Here is a 19,209-nt window from a genome sequence, read left to right as displayed (position 1 = left end):
CCCATGGCCCGCGCGATAGACCTGGACGCCTACGTCAAGGGCGTGCTGGACGGCGAACGGGCGGCCATCGCCCGCGCCATCACGCTCGTGGAATCCCGGCGCGCCGACCACCGGGAGCTCGCCCAGCGGATGCTGACCGAGTTGCTGCCGCACGCGGGCGGGGCGCGCCGGATCGGCGTCACCGGGGTGCCCGGCGTCGGCAAGTCCACCTTCATCGACGCCTTCGGCACCATGCTCACCGGGCTCGGCCACAAGGTCGCGGTGCTCGCCGTCGACCCCTCCTCCAGCCGCACCGGCGGCAGCATCCTCGGCGACAAGACCCGGATGGAGCGCCTCGCCGTCGACCCGGCGGCCTTCGTCCGCCCCTCGCCGACCGCCGGCACGCTCGGCGGGGTCGCCAAGGCCACCCGCGAGACCATGGTGGTGATGGAGGCCGCCGGCTACGACGTCGTCCTGGTGGAGACCGTCGGCGTCGGCCAGTCGGAGACCGCCGTCGCCGACATGGTCGACACGTTCCTGCTGCTCACCCTGGCCCGCACCGGCGATCAGCTCCAGGGCATCAAGAAGGGCGTCCTGGAACTCGCCGACATCGTCGCCGTGAACAAAGCGGACGGACCGCACGAACGCGACGCCAAGGCCGCCGCCCGCGAACTGTCCGGGGCCCTGCGCCTGATGCGGTCCCCCGACGCCGCCTGGAACCCGCCCGTCCTCACCTGCAGCGCCCGCGAGAGCACCGGCCTGGACACCCTGTGGGAGCGCGTGGAGGCCCACAGAGGAGTCCTGGAGGCCACCGGGGGCCTGGCCGCCCGCCGCCGCGACCAGCAGGTCGACTGGGTCTGGACCATGGTCCGCGACCGCCTCCTCGCCGAGCTGCGCGACCACCCCGGCGTCCGCGCGCTCGCCCCCGGCCTGGAACGACAGGTGCGCGAGGGCACCCTGACGGCGGCCCTGGCCGCGGAGCGGCTACTGGAAGCATTCCGTCCGCCGGGCTGAGCCGGGAGTCCACAGTGCCGCGACGGGGCGTCGGCCGGCCGCGGCGCCGCCGTGGCCGGTCGCGCAGTTCCCCGCGCCCCTTCGGGGCGCCGCCCCGTGCGGAGCGCCCTCGCGCCCATGACATCCTGGGCCGTCACGCCCCGCCGGGGCGGGCACGGCGGACGTCGGGGATTTCGAGGATGATGCAGCACATGAGACTCTGCTTCCTGGTGGAGGAGCAGTACCGGTACGACGGCATGCCGGTGGACGTGATCCGCCAACTGACCGCCTGGGGACACCGGGTGGACGTGCTGCGGCCGGGCGGCTCGCTGATCCGGCTCTCCGAGACGGTGCGCGCCGGGCGCCACGACGCCTGGGTGCTCAAGACCGTCTCCGGCGGCCCCGGGCTCACCCTGCTGGAGGGCGCCGCCGCCGTGGGACTCACCACGGTCAACGACGCCCGGGCGATCCGGGGCGTACGGGACAAGGCGCTCGCCGCCGTGCTCGCCGAGGCCCACGGACTGCCGGTCCCCGTCACCTACGCCGCCGCCCGCGCGGAGGACTTCGCGGAGCTGCCCGCCGACGCCTTCCCGCTCGTGGTCAAGCCCGCCGACGGCAGCTCCGGGCGGGCGGTGCGGCTCGTCCCGGACGCCGGACGGCTCACCGACCCCGGCGCCGAACCGCCCGGCGACGGCCTGCTCATCGCCCAGCCGTACGTCCCCAACTCGGGCGTCGACCTCAAGGTGTACTGCCTCGACGGCGAGCTCTACGCCACCGAACGCCGCAGCCCCCTCCACCCCGACCGGCCGCCCACGGAGCGCCAGGTCCCCCTGACCCCCGAGGTCGCGGCCATCGCCGGCGAGGTCGGCGCGGTCTTCGGCCTCGACCTCTACGGCGTGGACATCGTCTTCGGCCCCGACGGCCCCGTCGTCGTCGACGTCAACGACTTCCCCAGCTTCCGCCAGGTGCCCGACGCCGTCGCCCGCGTGGCCCGGGCCGTCCTCCGGCTCGCCGAGGCGGGCGGCACCGCGCACGTCGTACCGATGCCCCGCCCGGCGCTGACCGTGCCCGCGCGCGCGATCGGCGGCAACGCGTTCGGTGGCAACGCATGAGGATCTGCCTGCTCACGCCCGACCCCCACCACCCGCTGCTCGCCGCGACCACCGCCCTGCTGACACCCCACCACGAGGTGACATGGCTGGACCCGACCGGCCTTAGGGACTTTCCCGGCCCTTCGGACCTGTCCGACGTCTACCTCCTCAAGACCCGCACCCCCCGCGCCCTGGCCCTCGCCCGCCACCTGGAGGAGCACGGCGCGCCCGTGCTGAACTCCGCCGCGGCCACCGAGCTCTGCCAGGACCGCACCGCCATGGCCGATGTCGCCCGCCGCGCCGGACTGCCGTTCGTGGCCACCCGCACCGAGCCCTCGCTCGCCCCCCTGGTGGCGGCCGGGGAACCGGCGGCGCCCGTCGTCGTCAAGAGCCGCCACAGCCGCCGCCACGACCTCGTCGCCCGCGTCGACGACGCCGCGGGGCTGCGGGAGCTCGCCGCCCGCTGGCCGGACGAACCCGTGGTCGTCCAGCCCTTCACCCCCAACGACGGCTGGGACCACAAGCTCTGGGTCGTCGCCGACCAGGTCTTCGCCGCGCTGCGCCGCTCCGAGCTGGCCGAGGCCGTCCCCGGGAGTCGCACCCGCGCGCTCGCGCCCGGCGAGCTGCCCGCCGGATGGGCGGAGCTGGCCCGGCGGGTGGGCGAGGTCTTCGCCCTGGACGTCTACGGCGTCGACCTGCTCGACGCCGGGGGAGCACCGGTGATCGTCGACATCAATGCCTTCCCCGGCATCAGAGGACAGCACGGAGCCCCCGAGGCCCTGGCCGCGCTGGCGCTGCGCACCGCCACGGGCAGCCGCCGGCCGCGCGTGCCCGCGGTGCCGTAGGCCATAACGGCCCGTACCGGCGCGTATGCGGAACTTCCTTCGAAGTTTCCGGTCCACGGCTCTCGCTGTCGTGACGGTCCGGGCCGATACTGCGGACGCTCCGTCGTCAGCGGTACCCGGAGGAGAGCGCCATGCTTCACGGCATCGATGTCAGCAGCCACAACAGCGCGAACTACGCGGTCCAGGGCCTGGACTTCGTGTTCGTCAAGGTGACCGAGGGCACCTCGTACACCAACCCCAAGTGGGTGACCCAGCGCAACCGGGCCCGGAACGCCGGGCTCGTCGTCGGCTACTACCACTACGTCACACCGGGCTCGATGTCCGCCCAGGCCGGTTACTTCCTCGACAAGATCGCCTTACGCGCGGGCGACGTGCTCGCCCTCGACTGGGAACACCCCGACGTCTGGTGCCTGGACAAGGACCGCTGGCTGGAGGACGTCAAGGACGCGGCCCCCGCCCACCGCGTCGTCCTCTACTGCAACCGCGAGTACTGGTTCAACCGCGACACCACCGACAACGCCGGCGACGGCCTGTGGATAGCCGACCCCGACCACGCCGCCGGCCGCCCGGCGGTCCAGCACCCGTGGACCTTCCACCAGCACAGCTGGGCCGGCGGCCTGGACCGTAACGTCGCCCGCTTCGACACCCGCGCCGCACTGCGGGAGTGGGCGGGCGCGTAGGGCCCGCGCGAGACCCCCGTACAACACGAGACGCCGCACAACAGCGCTGGAGAGCGTCGGGTGTTACGCGGCTGCTTCGCGTCGCCGAGGCGCGACGCGGAAGACGGGGACGGGGCAGCCGCCGGTGCTGACGTTGATCAGGGAGCCGGTGGACACCCGTGAGACGCACCCCGGGGCGTCGGCGCCGAAGAGGAACGGGTCGGTGCTCTCGCCCGACCGCTCGACCCGCAGGCGGTCGCCTTCGAGGACGGGGTAGGGGACGACCGGAACGGGAACGCGTTCCTGAACGACGTGCGGGGTCGCGAGGGCCCGGCCGAGGGCGGTCCGCCAGTCCGCGTCCGTGGTCCGCCAGCCGCACACGACGCCGTTGCCGCCGTAGTCGTCGTTGGGTTTGAGCACCAGACGCTCGCGCCGGGAGCGGGCGAAGTCCAGGAGGTCCACCGTGCGCCCGTCGGGACAGGCCGTGGCCCCCGGGCGCACGAGCCTCGTCCACGGGACGAGGGCCCCGGCGGCGGCCGCCTCCGGCGCCGGCAGGAGGCAACGGGTGCTCGGGTCGGTGAGCAGGGCCAGGGCCGACTTCTTGTTCGCCAGGTTGCTGGTGTACGGGTTGACCATGACGCACGCCCCGCTCGCCCAGGCGCGCGTCATCGGATGCTCGGCGAAGGCGGGCCCGTAGCGGGAGAGCAGATCGGCCAGCACGGCCCGCCGGTGGACCACGGTGACCGGCCGCGGCCGCCCGTCGGCGTCCCGCGTGAACAGACCCCGCCCGGTGTCGTAGTGCAGATCGTCCGGTGTGCACACCACCGTCGGCACGCCGCGCCGCCGCAGCCGCGCCTGGAGCGCGCCGAACTCCCAGGGGAGTTTGGACTCCCAGTCGACGATGGCCGCGTGGGGCGCGCCGCCCGGGGAGCCGCCGGCGGCCCAGGCGCCCACCAGGGTGTCGGCCATGCGCGGGAGCCCCGGCACAGGACGCGCGGTGTACTCGCGGGTGAACGCCTCCATGACCGGGGTGTCCAGGAAGGCGTCGGCCAGCAGGTCCTGCGAGATGACGCCGCCGGGGCTGTGGGCGTTGTACTCGACGAAGAGCGTCCGCCCGGCGGCCCGGAACCCGTCGAGCCGGGAGTGCGAGCCGCAGTCGCCGGCCGGCGGGGCCATCGCGACGAGGGCCCTCTCCTCGTCGGACAGCGCCAGTTGGCGCCGCACGAGGTCGCCCGCCTCTCCCGGCCGCAGGGCGTACGCGGCCAGCCGGTGGATCGCCCGCGCGAGCAGCGCGCCGTCCGCGCACCCCTGGTCGTGTTCCGCCTCGCTCATGAAGCGCGGCCGCAGCATGTGTGTCAGCGGCCGGCCGTCGGGCGCCATGCGCGCGTCGCGCTGGTGCTTCAGCAGCCGGTGCTGGGTGACCTGGGCCGCGTTGTCGTTGCCGAGGAGCTCGTGGAACCGGCCGATGGCGGCCTCCACGACGCAGGGCGCGGGTCCGGGGCCGGCGGGCAGGTCACTGTGTCGTGGGTCCATGGTCGTCGCCGCCCGTGCCCGGTTCCACGTCCTCGTCCACGTCCATGTCCATGTCCTCGTCGGGACCGGCGCTGATGATGTCGTGCGCCCCTTGAACCACTTGCTGCGGCGTGACCTGCCGCCCTGCGGGCTCAGCGGTACGGGCCTGCTGGACGGCCTCCTTGACGGACATGCCGAAATCGAGGCACTCCACGGCGTCCTTGGCCACCGCGTACCGCGCGCCGAGCTCCTCCGCCGCGAGGTGCGAAGCCGCTTTCTCGCCCCTGCCGGGGCGGTCGTTCCCCACGCCCCCAGGGGACCACGGCGGCCGGCCGGACGCACCGGGCTGTGGGCCGAACGGGTGAAGGGAGGGCCGCCGCGCCCTGGACGCTGTGCGGCTACGTTGTCCGCATGAGCAATCTGGATCTGCATCCCGCCCCGTCCCTCTGCGGCGGACGCGCCGATACTCCCGGCGGACCCGTGCGCGAGCTGCTCGAACCCAAACGAGTGCCGCTCGGCGAATCCACCTACGTCCGCCGGCTGCTCCCGAACCTGGGCCGACGCATGATCGGCGGGTGGGCCTTCGTCGACCATTACGGACCGGACGACATCGCCGACGAGCCCGGGATGCAGGTGCCGCCGCATCCGCACATGGGTCTGCAGACGGTCAGTTGGCTGCATGAAGGAGAGGTGCTCCATCGCGACAGCGTCGGCAGCCTTCAGACCGTCCGTCCCCGGGAGCTGGGCCTGATGACGTCCGGCCGGGGCATCGCACACTCCGAGGAGAGCCCCCGGCCGCATCCCCGCTACCTTCACGGCGCGCAGCTCTGGGTCGCCCTGCCCGACGCCCACCGGCACGTGGAACCGCACTTCGAGCATCATCCCGATCTGCCGACCGTCAGCGCGCCGGGGGTGACCGCGACGGTGATTCTGGGCGAGCTCGACGGCACTCCCTCACCCGGCACCACCTACAGCCCTCTCGTCGGTGCCGACATCGCCCTCGCCGCCGGCACGCGGACGAGCCTGCCGGTGGAGCCCGACTTCGAGTACGCGGTGCTCGCCATGTCCGGTGAGGCGGAGGTGGACGGTGTCCGCGTCCTGCCCGGTTCCATGCTCTACCTCGGTTGCGGGCGCACCGAACTGCCCGTCCGGGCCGAGTCGGACGCCGGGCTGATGCTGCTGGGCGGCGAACCCTTCGAGGAGAAGATCGTCATGTGGTGGAACTTCGTCGGTCGTTCCCACGAGGACATCGCGCAAGCCCGTTCGGAGTGGATGACCGGCTCCCGCTTCGGCGAGGTGCACGGCTACGACGGAGCCCGGCTGACCGCCCCGGAACTCCCTCCGGTAGCGCTCAAACCGCGAGGAAGGGCCCGCTGAGCCGGGCGAACGCTGCTTGAAGCAGACCGCGTCCGGCCGGGGCGGGGACGGCGCGGGCGATGGATTTCGGGTCACCGAGGGGCTTTAATGCGTTGGTCCGGAATACGGCTCGCACGGCCCGGGGAGACGGCGTGACCGAGGACGGGACGGCGATCGCCGGGAAGACGCCGGGGGAAAAGAACCAGCGGGGAAAGGCCCTGCGGCAACAGGCCCAGCGGGAACAGGCATCGGCCGGGCTGGAGGCCTCGGCGCTGCGGCCGCTGAACGTGCTGGCGATCGCGGTTTCGGCGGTCTCCCCGACGACCGCGGTCTTCCTCGTCTACGGCACCGGGCTCGCCTCGGCCGGCACCGGCGTCGTCTACGCCTTCCTCATCGGCGCGGTGATCGTGCTGGCCATGGCGGTGTGCTACGCCGAGACCGGTTCGCTCTTCCCGTCCGCCGGCGGCGCGTACACCATCGTCCACCGGGCGCTGGGACCGGTGTGGGGCGGCCTGGCGACCGTGCTGTTCCTGCTGCTCGGGCTGGTGACCACGGCTTCGGTGTGCACCGCCGCCGCGACCTATCTGTCCGGTCTGGTGCCCGGCGGGCTGCCCGTCGGCTGGACCGCACTGGCGATGCTGGCCGCGATCACCGCGCTCTCGATGGGCCGGATCGCACCGGCGAGCTGGGTCGCCACCGCCATGCTGCTCCTCGAACTCGTGGTGATCCTCGCCTTCACCGGCTGCGCCCTGGCGCACGTCGCGCCGGACAGCCACCCGTTCACCCACCCGGTAGTACCCGGCGCGTCGGGGTTGATCGCCGCGGTGGTGCCGGCGTTGTTCGCGTTCAACGGCTATGACTGGCCGCTGTACTTCGCCGAGGAGACCCGCGGTTCGCGGCGCGCGCTGCCACGGGCGGTGGTGTGGGCGGCGGGGGTGTCGGTGGTGGTGGAAGTGCTCGCGGTGGCGGCGGCCACCTTCGCCGTACGGGACGTCGGCCGGACCGCGGCCGACGGCTCGCCCTTGTCGCTGATCGCCCATCAGGTGATGGGGCCGACGGGAGCGACCGTCCTGCTGGCCGGGGTCGTGGTGGCGATGTTCGACACCGGGCTGTCGGCCAACCTCGGCTACGCCCGCGTCTACTACGCGGCGGCGCGCGACGGCATGCTGCCCGGGGCGCTGGGGCGGTTCTTCGGGTACGCCTCGCCGCGCTCCCGGGTCCCGGTGCACGGCTTCGTGTTCCTCTTCGTGGGCAACGGCGTCCTGTGCGTGTTCAGTTCGCTCAACGACCTGATCACCTTCACCGGTGTCGTGACCGTCACCGTGTGCCTGCTGGTCGCGGTGGCGGCGCTGGTGTGCCGGGTCCGGGCGCGCCGGGACACCCCGGGTGATCGGCCGCCGTTCCGCATGCCGCTGTGGCCGGTGCCGCCGCTGGTCGTGGTCGCGGGCGTGGCCGTGGCGCTGACCCAGCAGTCCACGCGTGATCTGATCGTCGTCGGCGTCGTTTGCCTGATCGCCACCGCCGGTTACGCCGTCGCGCGACGACCGGGTGGCGCGGGAGGCGGCCGGCGTCAGCAGGGCGACCCGCCCAGCGCGCCCGTGAGTCGCGCGTAGGCGTCCTTGGCCTGGGGCGTCTGGCTGTGGACCAGGTGGAACGACGCTTCCGCCATCAAACGCGCCGCCGTGGTGTCCGAGCACATGGAGCCGGCACCTGCCGCGGCGACGCAGGCGGCGGCGGTGCGCAGTGCCAGGTCGACGGCGGCCGCGCGGGTCGCGAGCCGGTCGTCGATCGCTTCGCCGGGCGGCCGGGTGTCGATCAAGCCGTACGCGCGGGAACGCAGCTGCTCGGCCCGCAGCTTCGCGCTGTCGGACCAGGCTTTGAACGTCTCGTACCGCTCGAGGAACCGGCTGGTCGCCCGCAGGCACCCGAAGACGGCCGGGTGGGTGTTGGCGTTGTGGTTCAGGTGTGCGCGCAGCCAGTCCGCGTGCCGGGACATGCTCACGACCTGGTCGCGTCCGACGGGTACGTCGTTCAGGTCGACGGCCACGGCGTGGGTGGCGTGCATGCTCCACAGGGTGTGCCGGTGTACGGCGGCCCGGGGCGAGTCGAGGTCTTCGGCCGGGAGCAGGGCGAACAGGACGCGGTCGTCGGGCGCGAGCGCGCCGACCAGGACGACGTCGGCCAGCCCCCAGCCGGTGAGCCAGGCGATGCGGCCGTTCAGCGCCCAGCCGCCTCTGGCGCCGGGGGTGGCGGTGACGGCGGGCGGCCCGGGGCGGGCGAGGTGGGAGATGGCGTGGCCGCTGAGGGCGCGGCCGGTGAGCAGGGGAGTGAGCCACCGGTCCCGCAGGGCCTGGTTGGGGCTGCCGGCGACCGCCCGTACGGGCTGATGGTGCTGGGCGTAGACGAACCAGGTGGCGCCGTCGGCCGCCGAGATGATCTCCGTCGCCTGCCGGAGCAGGGCCGGGGCGCGGGTCGCCAGTCCGAGAGCACCGGCCGCGGCGAGCGCGTCCAGATGGCCGCGCGGCACGCCCTCGCGCGCGGTCTCGTCGGCGCGGGGGTACAGCAGTTCATCGGCGACGCGGGTCGTCCTGCTGAGCACCTCGGCGTCGTCAAGGCCTGGGACGGTGGGTCCCGCCATCAGGCGTTCGCGGCCGTGGCCAGGGCGGTGAACTTCTCCCCGAGCGGCCTGATGATGTTGCGCTCGACCTCGTAGTAGCTGGTCAGCGCGGTCATGGGGGCGCGGCGCAGGTGCCAGCGGCCGGTGAGGTTGCAGCCGATGTCGCGGCCGGCGAAGGTGCCGGTGGCCCAGCCGTCCTTCTCGTCGTCCAGGGTGCGCTCGACGCGGAAGTAGTTGAACAGGCTGGTGGCCGTGGTGCTGACCGTCTCGTGCGGGTCGTCCGGGCGCGGGTCCGCCACACCGAACCAGCACTCGGGCCCGTCGGCGTCCTTGACGTAGGCGTCGTTGAAGCCCAGCCAGGGCCAGACGAAGGCGATGAGACCGGCCTTGTCGGTGGGACAGTCGTCCACCGAACAGTCCGGGGGGACGCTCTCGGGGTCGATGTAGAAGCGGCCGAGCCAGGTGGGCAGCCAGAGGTAGAAGGGGTAGGAACTGTTGTCGGACAGCAGATAGCTGTTGGCGTTGGAGTGCAGTTCGTTCCCGGCCACGGGGGTGAGGCGCACACCGTATTCGGGGATGGCGAAGCGGACGCTGATCACTTCGTAGAAGGCGCGGATGTCCCGGAAGTATTCGGACAACGCGTCGTAGGCGGAGGGTGCTTGGGCGAGTACATCGGACCTGAAGATCACGTGGTCTCCCGTTGTCACGACGGCCGCTTGATGGTTCACCCGATGTTCCATCTCCTGTGCAGAGCGGTAAAGAGTGACAAGTCGGATTGGCTCGAACCGGGTGGGGTGACGCGTGGGCGGTGTAGTCGTGATCGGCGCGGGGGTGGGAGGCTGTTATGCCGCCTTCCGGCTGGTGACGGGCTCGCGGGACGTGACGTTGTACGAGAGCGGATATCGGGTCGGAGGTAGGATCCGGTCCGTGCCGGTGCGCGGCGGAGGCTGGGCGGAACTGGGCGCCATGCGACTGAACAGGGAAGCCGCGCCGGTGATGGCGCTGCTCGATCATCTGGGCCTGGCCGACTCGCTGACGCCCTTCCCTTTCGGCAGGCCGGAGAATTTCGTAAAGGCCCGGGGAAACCTGATCAGGCAACGGGATTTCGCCGACGCGGTTCGCATTCCCTACGCGGTGGGAAAACGAAGCCACGGGACGGACGCGGACGGGTTGACCCTTGAGGCGGTGGAGTCGGCCGTGCTGGGATTCGGACGGCTTCGGGAGACGTACCACCGGGCGGTGCGGGAGCGGCGGCCCGCCGACGCCGCGTCGGCGCGGGCCCGGTACCGGACGGCACGCGGAACGGCGGTTGTGCGGGGGGAACCCCTGGAGAAGGTCTCCTGGCCGCAGGTCCTCGCGGCGGCGCTGGACCGGGAGGCGTTACGGCTCGTCGCGGACACCGGTGGATACGACGTCCACACGGGCGGCGCGGCCCCATGGATCGACGTCCTCTTCCACACCCCGCCACAGGCCGAGTACGTCACGCTCTCCGGCGGGATGCAGTCGCTGCCCAGGGCCTTGCACAGCGCGTTCGAGGCGGCCGGCGGTCGAACCCGCTGGGGCCGTCGGCTGTGCCGCGTCGCCTTCGCCGACAGGCCCGGCGGGCCGTACGAGCTGACGTTCGCCCTCGAGGACCGCACGGGCCGGGACACCGGGCGCCGGGAGCGCGTACGGGCCGGGACAGTGGTTCTGGCGCTGCCCCAGGACGCCCTGCGCCGTATCCGGACCGAACCCGGAATCGTCGGCCCCTCGTGGCGCGACGACCTGGAAGCGGTCGAGCCGGTGCGTGCCGCGAAGCTGTTCCTGGCCTACGACGAGCCGTGGTGGCGCGCGTGCGGCGTGGAGACCGGGCGCAGCACCACCGACCTTCCCCTGCGGCAACTGTGGTACGCGCCCGGAGGGGCTCCCCGGCTTCTGCTGGCCGCCTATCCCAGCGGCCCGTCCGCTGCGTTCTGGGACCGCTTCGGCGCGGGCCCGCCGTATCACGTGCCCGGCGGCGCGGACACGTTCGACGGAGGTCCGCCGGCCCCGGCCGCGGCGGTGGCCCACGCCCACCGGCTGCTGTGCCACATGCACGGGGTTCGGGCGCGCCCACCGGTGGCGGCCTGCCGGCAGGACTGGGGGCGCCCGCCGTACCCGGCGGCCTGGCACATATGGCGGACCGGCCGGGCCACGGAGGAGCTCGCGGCCCGCATGCGTGCCCCCGCGTCCATGGGCGCCCCCGCGTCCGGAGGGGCCCTGTACGTCGTCAGCGACTGCTGGACGCCGGACCCCGGTTCGATACCCGGCACCCTCGGCTGCGCCGAACAGGTCCTGCGGGAGCACCTCGCCCTGCCCCGGCCGCCCTGGCCGACGTGAGCCCGCGCCTCAGCCCCGCGCTCAGCCCCGCCCTTCGCCCACTGCCCACAGCGCCACTCGGATCCTCGCCTCAGGAGGAAGCGTGACCGCGTCCGTCTCCGTCGTCGAACCCGACATCACGAAGCTGCTCGACCACCTCGCCCGGCAGCCCGCGCTCGCGCGCCGGCTGGGCGGGGCCCGGGACCAGTGGTCCGCCCGGGAGATCGGCGACGGCAACGTCAACCTCGTCTTCGCCGTCCACGGCCCGGCCGGAGCCGTGTGCGTCAAGCAGGCCCCGCCGTACGTGCGGGCGGCCGGCCCGAGCTGGCCCCTGACACCCCAGCGGGTCCTGTTCGAACACCGCGCCCTGGTCGAGCACCGGCGTCACGCGGGCCCGTATGTCCCGGAGCCCCTGCACGTGGACCCGAAGGAACATCTGCTCACCGTGGAGTACCTCGAAGGGCACACGGTCATGCGCGGCGGCCTGACGGCCGGCGCGTGCTACCCGCACTTCGCCGGGCAGGTCGCCCGCTATCTCGCGCGCACCCTCTTCTTCACCTCGGACCTCGCCCTGCCCGCGGGGCGCAAACGAGAACTGGTGTCACGCTTCGAGACCAACACGGCCATGTGCCAGATCATGGAGGACATGGTCTTCACCGAGGTCTTCCTGCCCCACCCGCGCAATCGGTGGACCAGCCCGGAACTCGACGAGGACGTAGAGCGTCTCCAACGCGACATCGAGCTGAAGCTCGCCGTGTCCCGGCTGAAGCAGCGCTATCTCACCTCCCGCGACGCGCTCCTGCACGGGGACCTCCACACCGGCTCGATCATGGTCTCCGAGGATTCCCTCGGCGTGATCGACCAGGAGTTCGCCTGCTACGGCCCCATGGGCTTCGACCTGGGAACCCTCCTCGCCCACCTGCTCATCGCCTACTTCGCCGCCGCCGCCGGCGCGCGCGGACCGGACCGGGCCGCCCAGCAGGGCTGGTTGCTGTCCACCGTCGAACAGGTCTGGGACGGCTTCCGGACCCACTTCACCGAGCTGTGGCGACACCACGCCGACGGCGACGGCTACCCGCCCGCGCTCTTCACGGGGGCCGCCACGGCCGCGTTGGAGGCCGAACGGCAGCGCTACCTCGACGAGTTGTTCACCGAGACGCTCGGATTCTGTGGCGCCGAGATCATCCGCCGGGTCGTCGGCTTCGCCCGCCCCGCCGATTTCACCACCGTCACCGACTCCGCCCGCCGCGCCGCGGCCGAGCGGCGCTCACTCGCGCTGGCCCGGGCCCTGACGACCGCGCCGACCGCATACCGCTCCGCCGCCGATCTCACCGCGGCCGCGCGGGACAGCTGACACCCCGGGGGCAAGGCTCCATCTCACCCGCTCAGTCTCACCCGCCCAGCGCGCTCAGCCCCGGTACGAACGTCACCAGTACGGGGACGACCGGCACCAGCGCCGCCATCGCCGTCAGACGGAGCCGCTGGAGGGCCGTCAGCCGGGGCGCGGGGGCCAGGAGGCGGTCGACCCGGTCGGGGAGCCCCGAGACGCCGGCCGGGCAGGGGCCGAACACGCCCCGGTCCTCGTTGAGTTCGACCAGCGCGAGCGCGGTCGTCAGGCGGCCGAAGCGCCGGGATGCCGAGTCGTCGGCGGCCAGCTCGACGAGGTGGTGCATCTGGTCGCGGAAGGCCGCGAACACCGGCACCTGCGGAAAGCCGTTGGCCAGCGCCGAGGAGACGTGCAGCAGCCAGTCGTGGCGGGCCCGGGCGTGCCCCTGTTCGTGGGCGAGGACCGCGTCCAGCTGGGAGCCCTTCAGCCGGCGCAGCGCCGCCGTCGTGATGACCAGCCGGGGCGCGGCCCCGCCCCGCAGCAGCCACGCCTCGGCGCGCTCGCCCTCCAGGACGACGAGCCGCTCGGCGCCGCGCTCCTCCCCGGGCAGCAGGGGCGCGCGGACGAGCAGGTCCGCGCGGCGGCGCCGGCGCCGGGCCCGGGCGGTGCGGATCTCGCGGGTGAGCATCGCGGCCGTCCAGACGGCCCCGGAGGCGAGGGCGACGGCCAGGGGAGCGGCCCAGGCGCCGCACCCGGTCAGGGAGTACGCCTCCATCACCCCGCGCGGCGCGGGCGCGAACACATGGCCGCGCACCGCCTCCCACGCGGCGGCTGCGCTCAGCGCCATGGCCAGCGCGCAGCACAACAGCACGGCGGCCACGACGCATTGCCACACCAGCAGCGCGAGCACGGGTTCCCGAGTGGGCCAGTCGGCACGTGCCAGCACACGCGGCGCCAGCGCCGCGGCCAGGCCGCCGAGGACCAGCAGCGCGAGCGGGACCATCATGGGTGCCAGCCTATGAGGGCCGTGCCGTGCCCGGATACGGGCACCGTGCCGAAGTGACACAGGACACGTGGCCCGGGAACGGCCGCCGGACCGCCTGTCACATCGTTCACATCGTCAGGAGCATGACCACCATTCCTATGGCCATGGACAGCCGGCACGCCGTGAGCAGCTCGGCCCCCGTATCCGGCCCGGCCCCCGCGTCCGGCCCCGGGCGCCCCGGGCGCCCTGGGCCGTTCCCCGCCACCGACGGCCCGGCCGGCACAGGCACGACGCCCGCCACCGTACGGACGACGTACACCGCGAAGTACACCAGCAACAGCCCCGTGAGCAGCGGCGCTCCGGCCGGCGCGCGGTCCGCGCCGGTGTGGCCCGCGTGGGCGCCGGCCGGGGCGGCCGCCATGGCGAGAGACATATAGGCCATCGCGAAGGCGCCCACCGCGTGGTGCAGACGACGGAAGCCGGGGGGCGCTCCGGCGGACGTCAGGGCGTGCAGCCCCAGCACCCCGAACAGCGCCGCGAAGAGCACATGGCCCCACGGCGGGGTGTCCAGGACGGCCGCGGGCACGGCCATGGCTGCCATGCCGAGGGCCATGACGGCGTCGCCTCCCGCGGGCGCGGCCCGGCGCTCCCCCGCCGCGCCGGGCCGCGCCCGCAGAAGGCAGTACAGGCCCGCGGCGGCGCACAGCGCGACCAGCGACCAGCCGAGAAGCGGCGGTCCGTGCACGGCACACCTCCCGACGCGGGCCTACCTCCGGAGGATGCCCGGGCCGGACGCCGCACACGGGAGCGCACAGGCGCACGTCCGTAGCACGCGTGGGCCCCCGCGCGCGCCCGCGCAGCGCCGGTGCACGACGGCGGTGCGCCGGGCCGGGGCGTGTCCGAGAGAGCAGGCGGGGAAAGGCTCAGACCGTCGGCCGGTAGCGGATCGGGTGCCCCTCCGGTACCTCCACCACCGCGATGCGCACGCCGTCCGGGTCCGCGATCCACATCTCGATCAGCCCCCACGGCTTCTTCTCCGGCGGCTCCAGCACCACCACGCCCCGCTCCAGGAACTCCGCGTACGCCGCCGCCGCGTCCGCCACCTGGAACCAGAGCTCGAGGCCGGGCGCCGGAGGGGTCTCCGACCTGCCCGACACCTCCAGGAAGCCGCCGCCCAGGAAGTAGACGACACCGCGCTCCGGGCCCGTGCCGAACTCCCGGTAGACCGCCAGCCCCAGGGTCTCGCCGTAGAACCGCCGCGAGCGCTCGGGATCGGTCGGTCTCAGTAACAACCTGCTGCTCAGTACATGCACCATGCCCGCGACTGTACGCACACCTCCTCCGTTAGGGTCGTTCATACGCCCGAAAAGCCGCAGGAGAGGACCAGGGAGCCCATGGAGACCGCCAGCCGCCCCATCACCGCGCCGGACTTCCGGATAGCGACCGCCGACGACGTGCCGGCGCTCGTCCGGCTGGTCGAGTCGGCCTACCGGGGCGAGGAGAGCAAGGCCGGCTGGACGACCGAGGCCGATCTGCTCGACGGCCAGCGGACCGACCCCGAGGGCGTGCTCGCCGTCATCACCGACGAGAACAGCCGGCTGATGATCGCGGAGCGCGACGGCGAACTGCTCGCCTGCTGCCAGCTCGAGCACCGGGGCGACCACGTCTACTTCGGCATGTTCGCCGTCCGGCCCACCGCCCAGGGCGGTGGCCTGGGCAAGCTCGTCATGGCGGAGGCCGAGCGCGTCGCCCGCGCCGAGTGGGGCGCCCGCGCCATGCACATGACCGTGATCAAGCAGCGCGACGAGCTGATCGCCTGGTACGAGCGCCGCGGCTACCGGCGCACCGGCCGGATGAGCCCCTTCCCCTACGGCGACGACCGCTTCGGTGTGCCGCAGCGCGACGACCTGGAGTTCGAGCTCCTGGTCAAGGAGCTGGCGGGCTGACCACCCGAGGACCTACCAGGCCGACCACCCCCGAGGATGGCCGGAACGCGCCTAGAACGGTCCCGGTGGCGGCAGGGGCCGGTGAGGCGGATGATCGGAGCTGATGCCCCGGACGGGGGAGGCCGACAGGAAAAACAGCGGCGTCACCGGGGGGTCGGCAGGATAATTTATGGCTGCACCTCTTGAGCCGGAGAACCTCACATGGATACGGTGTCTTAACGCCAGGTTCTCCAGAGGAGGGTTAGTCGTGACGGAAATCTTTGCGTCGACGGCCACGCAAACCGACATTTTGTCTGTGGATCGTGTTGTCGAGCATCCCGCTTGGGCTGCCCTCAAGAGCGCCGTGGAGACGATCCGGCCCTGGCAGTCCGCCGACGGATCCATCGATCTGACCGCCGAGGGCGCGCCACCGGGCGAGGCCGTCCGTGCCGAGGTCGAGGTGGTCATAGCCGCGGTGGAGCAGCTCTCGCCGCTCCTGCCGCACGACGCGGAGTACCACGCCGCGCTCGTCGCCGACCTGCGCCGCTGGGCCGACGGCGGCTTCGGCGTGCCGGACTTCCTGGCCGCGCTGCTGGCCTTCCAGCCCGCCGCCCAGCGCGCCGACGGCCTCCAGCACCTCGTCGTCTTCCCCATGTACACGCAGAACGGCAACCCCGACCGCAACCTCGAGGCGGTCGTGCTGCGCGTGGTCTGGCCGGAGTGGCTCGCCGAGCTCGAGCGCACCCGCTACGACAACCCGCTGTTCCTCGGCATCACCTTCGAGGGCTTCACCTCGGGCTACGACACCAACTCCGCCGTCCTCTTCCCGGAGACCATCGCCGTGCGCGAGGCCCCCGAGCGCTTCACCTGGGGCGGCATCTTCTGCGACCGCGAGGCCGCCCGCTTCCGCCGGGTCACCGAGGCCGCCGTGGAGACCCTCAAACTGGAGCTCCCCGACGACATCGCCGCCATGCTCCACGACCAGCAGCGCTGCCAGGAGGCATTCGTCCTGTGGGACATGGTCCACGACCGCACCCACAGCCACGGCGACCTGCCCTTCGACCCCTTCATGATCAAGCAGCGGCAGCCCTTCTGGATGTACGGCCTGGAGGAGCTGCGCTGCGACCTCACCGCCTTCAAGGAGGCCGTGAAGCTGGAGGCCGACGGCTACACCCAGGGCCGTGACGTGCAGTACGCCGTGCTCTTCGACCGGATGTTCCGCTTCCCGCTCACCGGCGACCGCGTCCGCAACTACGACGGCCTCGGCGGCCAGCTGCTCTTCGCGTACCTCCACAAGCACGACGTCGTACGCTGGACGGACAACACCCTGCACATCGACTGGGACCGTGCCCCGCAGGTCACCAACCAGCTGTGCGGCGAGATCGAGAAGCTCTACCGCGACGGCATCGACCGGCCCAAGCTCGTCCACTGGTTCGCCGCCTACGAGCTCGTCTCGGCCTACCTCGCGCCGCACCCCGGCTCCGTGTGGGCCAAGGGCCCCGACGCCCTCGACCTCACCCTCCCCCCGCGCAAGCTGGTGGACGAGGTGCTCGCGGACGAATTCCCGCTCAGCATGTTCTTCGAGGCGCTTGCCAAGAAGCTGCGCGGCGTGATCGCCTCGACCAAGGGGATCACCGCGGCCGGTGCCGAGCAGGTGGCCGCGTGAGCGAGCGCGAGAAGGAGGTGACGGGCATGAGCATTCCGACGAACGGGAACGGCGGTCCGCTGGACGGTGCCGTCGTGGCGGTGGCCGGAGCGGCCGGCCCGGCGGGCCGGGCGACCCTGCTGCGGCTCGCCGAGGCCGGAGCGACCGTCGTCGCCGCCGACGCGGACGCCGCGCGCCTCGCCGAGGCCGTGGACGCCGCCCGCTACGCCCACGGCGGCGCCACCGTCACCGGCGACACCGTGGACCTGCTCGACCTCGACGCCACCCGGGCCTGGGCCGACCGCACCGAGAAGGAGTTCGGGCGGGTCGACGGCCTGGTCCACCTGGTCGGCGGCTGGCGCGGCTCGGCGACCTTCGCCGAGACCGACCTCGCCGACTGGGAGCTGCTGGAGAAGCTCCTCATCAAGACCGTCCAGCACACCTCGCTGGCCTTCGAGGCTCCCCTGGCCCGCAGCGGCAACGGCCGGTACGTGCTGATCAGCGCCGCCGGCGCCAGCAAACCCACCGCCGGGAACGCGGCCTACTCCGCCGCCAAGGCCGCCGCCGAGGCCTGGACCCTGGCCCTCGCCGACTCCTTCCGCAAGGCGGGTGACGAGGGCGCCCCGCCGGCCGCCGCCACCGTCCTGGTGGTCAAGGCGCTGGTGCACGACGCGATGCGCGCCGAACGACCCAACGCGAAATTCGCGGGCTTCACCGACGTCAAGGACCTGGCGCAGGCCATCGCCGGCGTCTGGGACACGCCCGCCCAGGAAGTGAACGGAACCCGTCAGTGGCTGACCCCGCAATCGTGACCCCGCCCGCGACCGACGCGATACGCCGGCACGACCCCGAGGTGCGCGGCTTCGCCAGCGACAACTACGCGGGCGCGCACCCCGAGATCCTCGCGGCGCTCGCCCTCGCCAACGGCGGCCACCAGGTGGCCTACGGCGAGGACGACTACACCGCCCACCTGCAGGACGTGATGCGGGCCCACTTCGGGCCCACCGCCCAGGCGTTCCCCGTCTTCAACGGCACGGGAGCCAACGTCGTCGCCCTCCAGGCCGCGACCGAGCGATGGGGCGCGGTCGTCTGCGCCTCCTCCGCGCACATCAACGTCGACGAGTGCGGGGCGCCCGAGCGCGTCGGCGGGCTGAAGCTGCTCCACGTGCCCACCGAGCACGGCAAGCTCACCCCCGAGCTGATCGACCGTGAGGCGTTCGGCTGGGAGGACGAGCACCGGGCCCAGCCGCAGATCGTCTCGATCACCCAGACCACCGAGCTCGGGACCTGCTACACCCCCGAGGAGATCCGGGAGATCTGCGACCACGCCCACGAGCGCGGCATGAAGGTCCACCTGGACGGCTCGCGGATCGCCAACGCGGCGGCCACCCTGGGCGTGCCCCTGCGCGCCTTCACCACGGACGCCGGGGTCGACCTGCTCTCCTTCGGCGGCACCAAGAACGGCATGGTCTTCGGCGAGTGCGTCGTCGTCCTCAACCCGGACGCGGTGCGGGCGATGAAGCACCTGCGCAAGATGTCGATGCAGCTCGCCTCCAAGATGCGCTTCGTCTCCGCGCAGTTCGAGGCGCTGCTCTCCGGCGACCTGTGGCTGCGCAGCGCCGGGCACGCCAACGCCATGGCGGCGCGGCTGTACGAGGGCGTCCGGGGCATCGAGGGCGTCGAGGTGCTCCACCCGGTGGAGTCCAACGCCGTCTTCGCCCGGCTGCCGCACGACGTGAGCGAGCGCCTCCAGAAGCGCTACCGCTTCTACTTCTGGAACGAGGCCGCCGGGGACGTCCGCTGGATGTGCTCCTTCGACACCACCGAGGCCGACGTCGACGCCTTCACCGCCGCGATCGCGGAGGAGATGGCCAAGCGGTAGCGGTCGGCCCTACCGGTACCCAAGGGTGCGGGGTACGTACGGTGACGTACGTACCC

The 19,209-nt window shown here is 72.9% G+C and carries 19 protein-coding genes; 12 read left to right on the top strand and 7 right to left on the bottom strand.

The window, feature by feature from the left end; translation table 11 throughout:
• The first annotated feature begins 3 nt into the window (after window positions 1-3).
• The 4 genes from meaB (at window position 4) to EKH77_RS04325 (ending at window position 3,588) form a co-directional block, all read left to right on the top strand.
• Complete coding sequence (meaB, locus tag EKH77_RS04340; RefSeq protein ID WP_126913112.1) at window positions 4-993, top strand: methylmalonyl Co-A mutase-associated GTPase MeaB; 990 nt, start codon at window positions 4-6, stop codon at window positions 991-993.
• Window positions 994-1,184: 191 nt separating this feature from the next.
• The gene (locus EKH77_RS04335) at window positions 1,185-2,084 is read left to right on the top strand and encodes an ATP-grasp domain-containing protein (protein ID WP_126913111.1); all 900 of its coding nucleotides are present in this window, start codon (window positions 1,185-1,187) and stop codon (window positions 2,082-2,084) included.
• The gene (locus EKH77_RS04330) at window positions 2,081-2,908 is read left to right on the top strand and encodes an ATP-grasp domain-containing protein (protein WP_126913110.1); all 828 of its coding nucleotides are present in this window, start codon (window positions 2,081-2,083) and stop codon (window positions 2,906-2,908) included. Before EKH77_RS04335 ends, EKH77_RS04330 begins: the two co-directional genes overlap by 4 nt.
• A 131-nt stretch (window positions 2,909-3,039) precedes the next feature.
• A complete protein-coding gene (locus EKH77_RS04325) occupies window positions 3,040-3,588 on the top strand; it encodes a glycoside hydrolase family 25 protein (RefSeq protein WP_126913109.1) in 549 nt (182 codons plus the stop codon).
• Window positions 3,589-3,651: 63 nt separating this feature from the next.
• On the opposite strand, the gene EKH77_RS04320 is transcribed toward EKH77_RS04325, so the two are convergent.
• A complete protein-coding gene (locus EKH77_RS04320; RefSeq protein WP_126913108.1) occupies window positions 3,652-5,100 on the bottom strand; it encodes a hypothetical protein in 1,449 nt (482 codons plus the stop codon).
• Complete coding sequence (locus EKH77_RS04315; protein WP_126913107.1) at window positions 5,081-5,386, bottom strand: hypothetical protein; 306 nt, start codon at window positions 5,384-5,386, stop codon at window positions 5,081-5,083. The genes EKH77_RS04320 and EKH77_RS04315 overlap by 20 nt, the downstream gene beginning before the upstream one ends.
• Window positions 5,387-5,490: 104 nt before the next feature.
• Here EKH77_RS04315 and EKH77_RS04310 point away from each other — a divergent pair, with 104 nt between their 5' ends.
• Window positions 5,491-6,456 carry a pirin family protein gene (locus EKH77_RS04310; protein ID WP_126913106.1) on the top strand — a complete coding sequence of 322 codons (966 nt, stop codon included), beginning with the start codon at window positions 5,491-5,493 and terminating at the stop codon, window positions 6,454-6,456.
• Window positions 6,457-6,587: 131 nt separating this feature from the next.
• Entirely contained in the window at window positions 6,588-8,048 is a 1,461-nt protein-coding gene (locus EKH77_RS04305) for an APC family permease (protein WP_240667215.1), read from the top strand.
• On the opposite strand, the gene EKH77_RS04300 is transcribed toward EKH77_RS04305, so the two are convergent.
• Window positions 8,006-9,034, bottom strand: coding sequence for an acyl-CoA dehydrogenase family protein (locus tag EKH77_RS04300; RefSeq protein WP_126913104.1), 1,029 nt, complete (start codon window positions 9,032-9,034; stop codon window positions 8,006-8,008). The two genes, EKH77_RS04305 and EKH77_RS04300, sit on opposite strands and share 43 nt — an antisense overlap.
• 38 nt (window positions 9,035-9,072) lie before the next feature.
• Window positions 9,073-9,741, bottom strand: a complete 669-nt coding sequence (locus EKH77_RS04295; RefSeq protein WP_126913103.1) for a hypothetical protein — start codon at window positions 9,739-9,741, stop codon at window positions 9,073-9,075.
• A gap of 112 nt (window positions 9,742-9,853) precedes the next feature.
• Here EKH77_RS04295 and EKH77_RS04290 point away from each other — a divergent pair, with 112 nt between their 5' ends.
• Both EKH77_RS04290 and mtnK read left to right on the top strand, forming a co-directional pair.
• Window positions 9,854-11,410 carry a flavin monoamine oxidase family protein gene (locus EKH77_RS04290; RefSeq protein ID WP_126913102.1) on the top strand — a complete coding sequence of 519 codons (1,557 nt, stop codon included), beginning with the start codon at window positions 9,854-9,856 and terminating at the stop codon, window positions 11,408-11,410.
• 82 nt (window positions 11,411-11,492) lie between these two features.
• Entirely contained in the window at window positions 11,493-12,743 is a 1,251-nt protein-coding gene (gene mtnK / locus EKH77_RS04285) for an S-methyl-5-thioribose kinase (RefSeq protein WP_126913101.1), read from the top strand.
• Window positions 12,744-12,780: 37 nt separating this feature from the next.
• Here mtnK and EKH77_RS04280 read toward each other — a convergent pair whose 3' ends face one another.
• The 3 genes from EKH77_RS04280 to EKH77_RS04270 all read right to left on the bottom strand — a co-directional run bounded on the left by EKH77_RS04280 (window position 12,781) and on the right by EKH77_RS04270 (window position 15,017).
• Complete coding sequence (locus EKH77_RS04280; RefSeq protein WP_126913100.1) at window positions 12,781-13,722, bottom strand: M56 family metallopeptidase; 942 nt, start codon at window positions 13,720-13,722, stop codon at window positions 12,781-12,783.
• 106 nt (window positions 13,723-13,828) lie between these two features.
• The gene (locus tag EKH77_RS04275; RefSeq protein WP_126913099.1) at window positions 13,829-14,446 is read right to left on the bottom strand and encodes a DUF5134 domain-containing protein; all 618 of its coding nucleotides are present in this window, start codon (window positions 14,444-14,446) and stop codon (window positions 13,829-13,831) included.
• A gap of 178 nt (window positions 14,447-14,624) precedes the next feature.
• Window positions 14,625-15,017, bottom strand: a complete 393-nt coding sequence (locus tag EKH77_RS04270) for a VOC family protein (protein ID WP_126913098.1) — start codon at window positions 15,015-15,017, stop codon at window positions 14,625-14,627.
• 78 nt (window positions 15,018-15,095) lie between these two features.
• On the opposite strand from EKH77_RS04270, the gene EKH77_RS04265 reads away from it, so the two are divergent.
• The 4 genes from EKH77_RS04265 (at window position 15,096) to EKH77_RS04250 (ending at window position 19,153) form a co-directional block, all read left to right on the top strand.
• Window positions 15,096-15,647, top strand: coding sequence for a GNAT family N-acetyltransferase (locus EKH77_RS04265; RefSeq protein WP_126913097.1), 552 nt, complete (start codon window positions 15,096-15,098; stop codon window positions 15,645-15,647).
• 295 nt (window positions 15,648-15,942) lie between these two features.
• Window positions 15,943-17,292, top strand: coding sequence for a DUF6421 family protein (locus EKH77_RS04260; protein WP_240667214.1), 1,350 nt, complete (start codon window positions 15,943-15,945; stop codon window positions 17,290-17,292).
• A gap of 26 nt (window positions 17,293-17,318) precedes the next feature.
• Window positions 17,319-18,083: an SDR family NAD(P)-dependent oxidoreductase gene (locus EKH77_RS04255; protein ID WP_126913095.1), complete on the top strand. Its 765-nt coding sequence runs from the start codon at window positions 17,319-17,321 to the stop codon at window positions 18,081-18,083.
• A complete protein-coding gene (locus EKH77_RS04250) occupies window positions 18,062-19,153 on the top strand; it encodes a threonine aldolase family protein (protein WP_126913094.1) in 1,092 nt (363 codons plus the stop codon). Before EKH77_RS04255 ends, EKH77_RS04250 begins: the two co-directional genes overlap by 22 nt.
• The last annotated feature ends 56 nt before the right edge of the window (window positions 19,154-19,209 follow it).

This window comes from Streptomyces luteoverticillatus, assembly GCF_003970715.1.
Taxonomy (GTDB): domain Bacteria; phylum Actinomycetota; class Actinomycetes; order Streptomycetales; family Streptomycetaceae; genus Streptomyces; species Streptomyces abikoensis.
The sequence above is the reverse complement of the archived record's forward strand: the minus strand, read 5'-3'. Positions and strand labels throughout refer to the sequence as shown.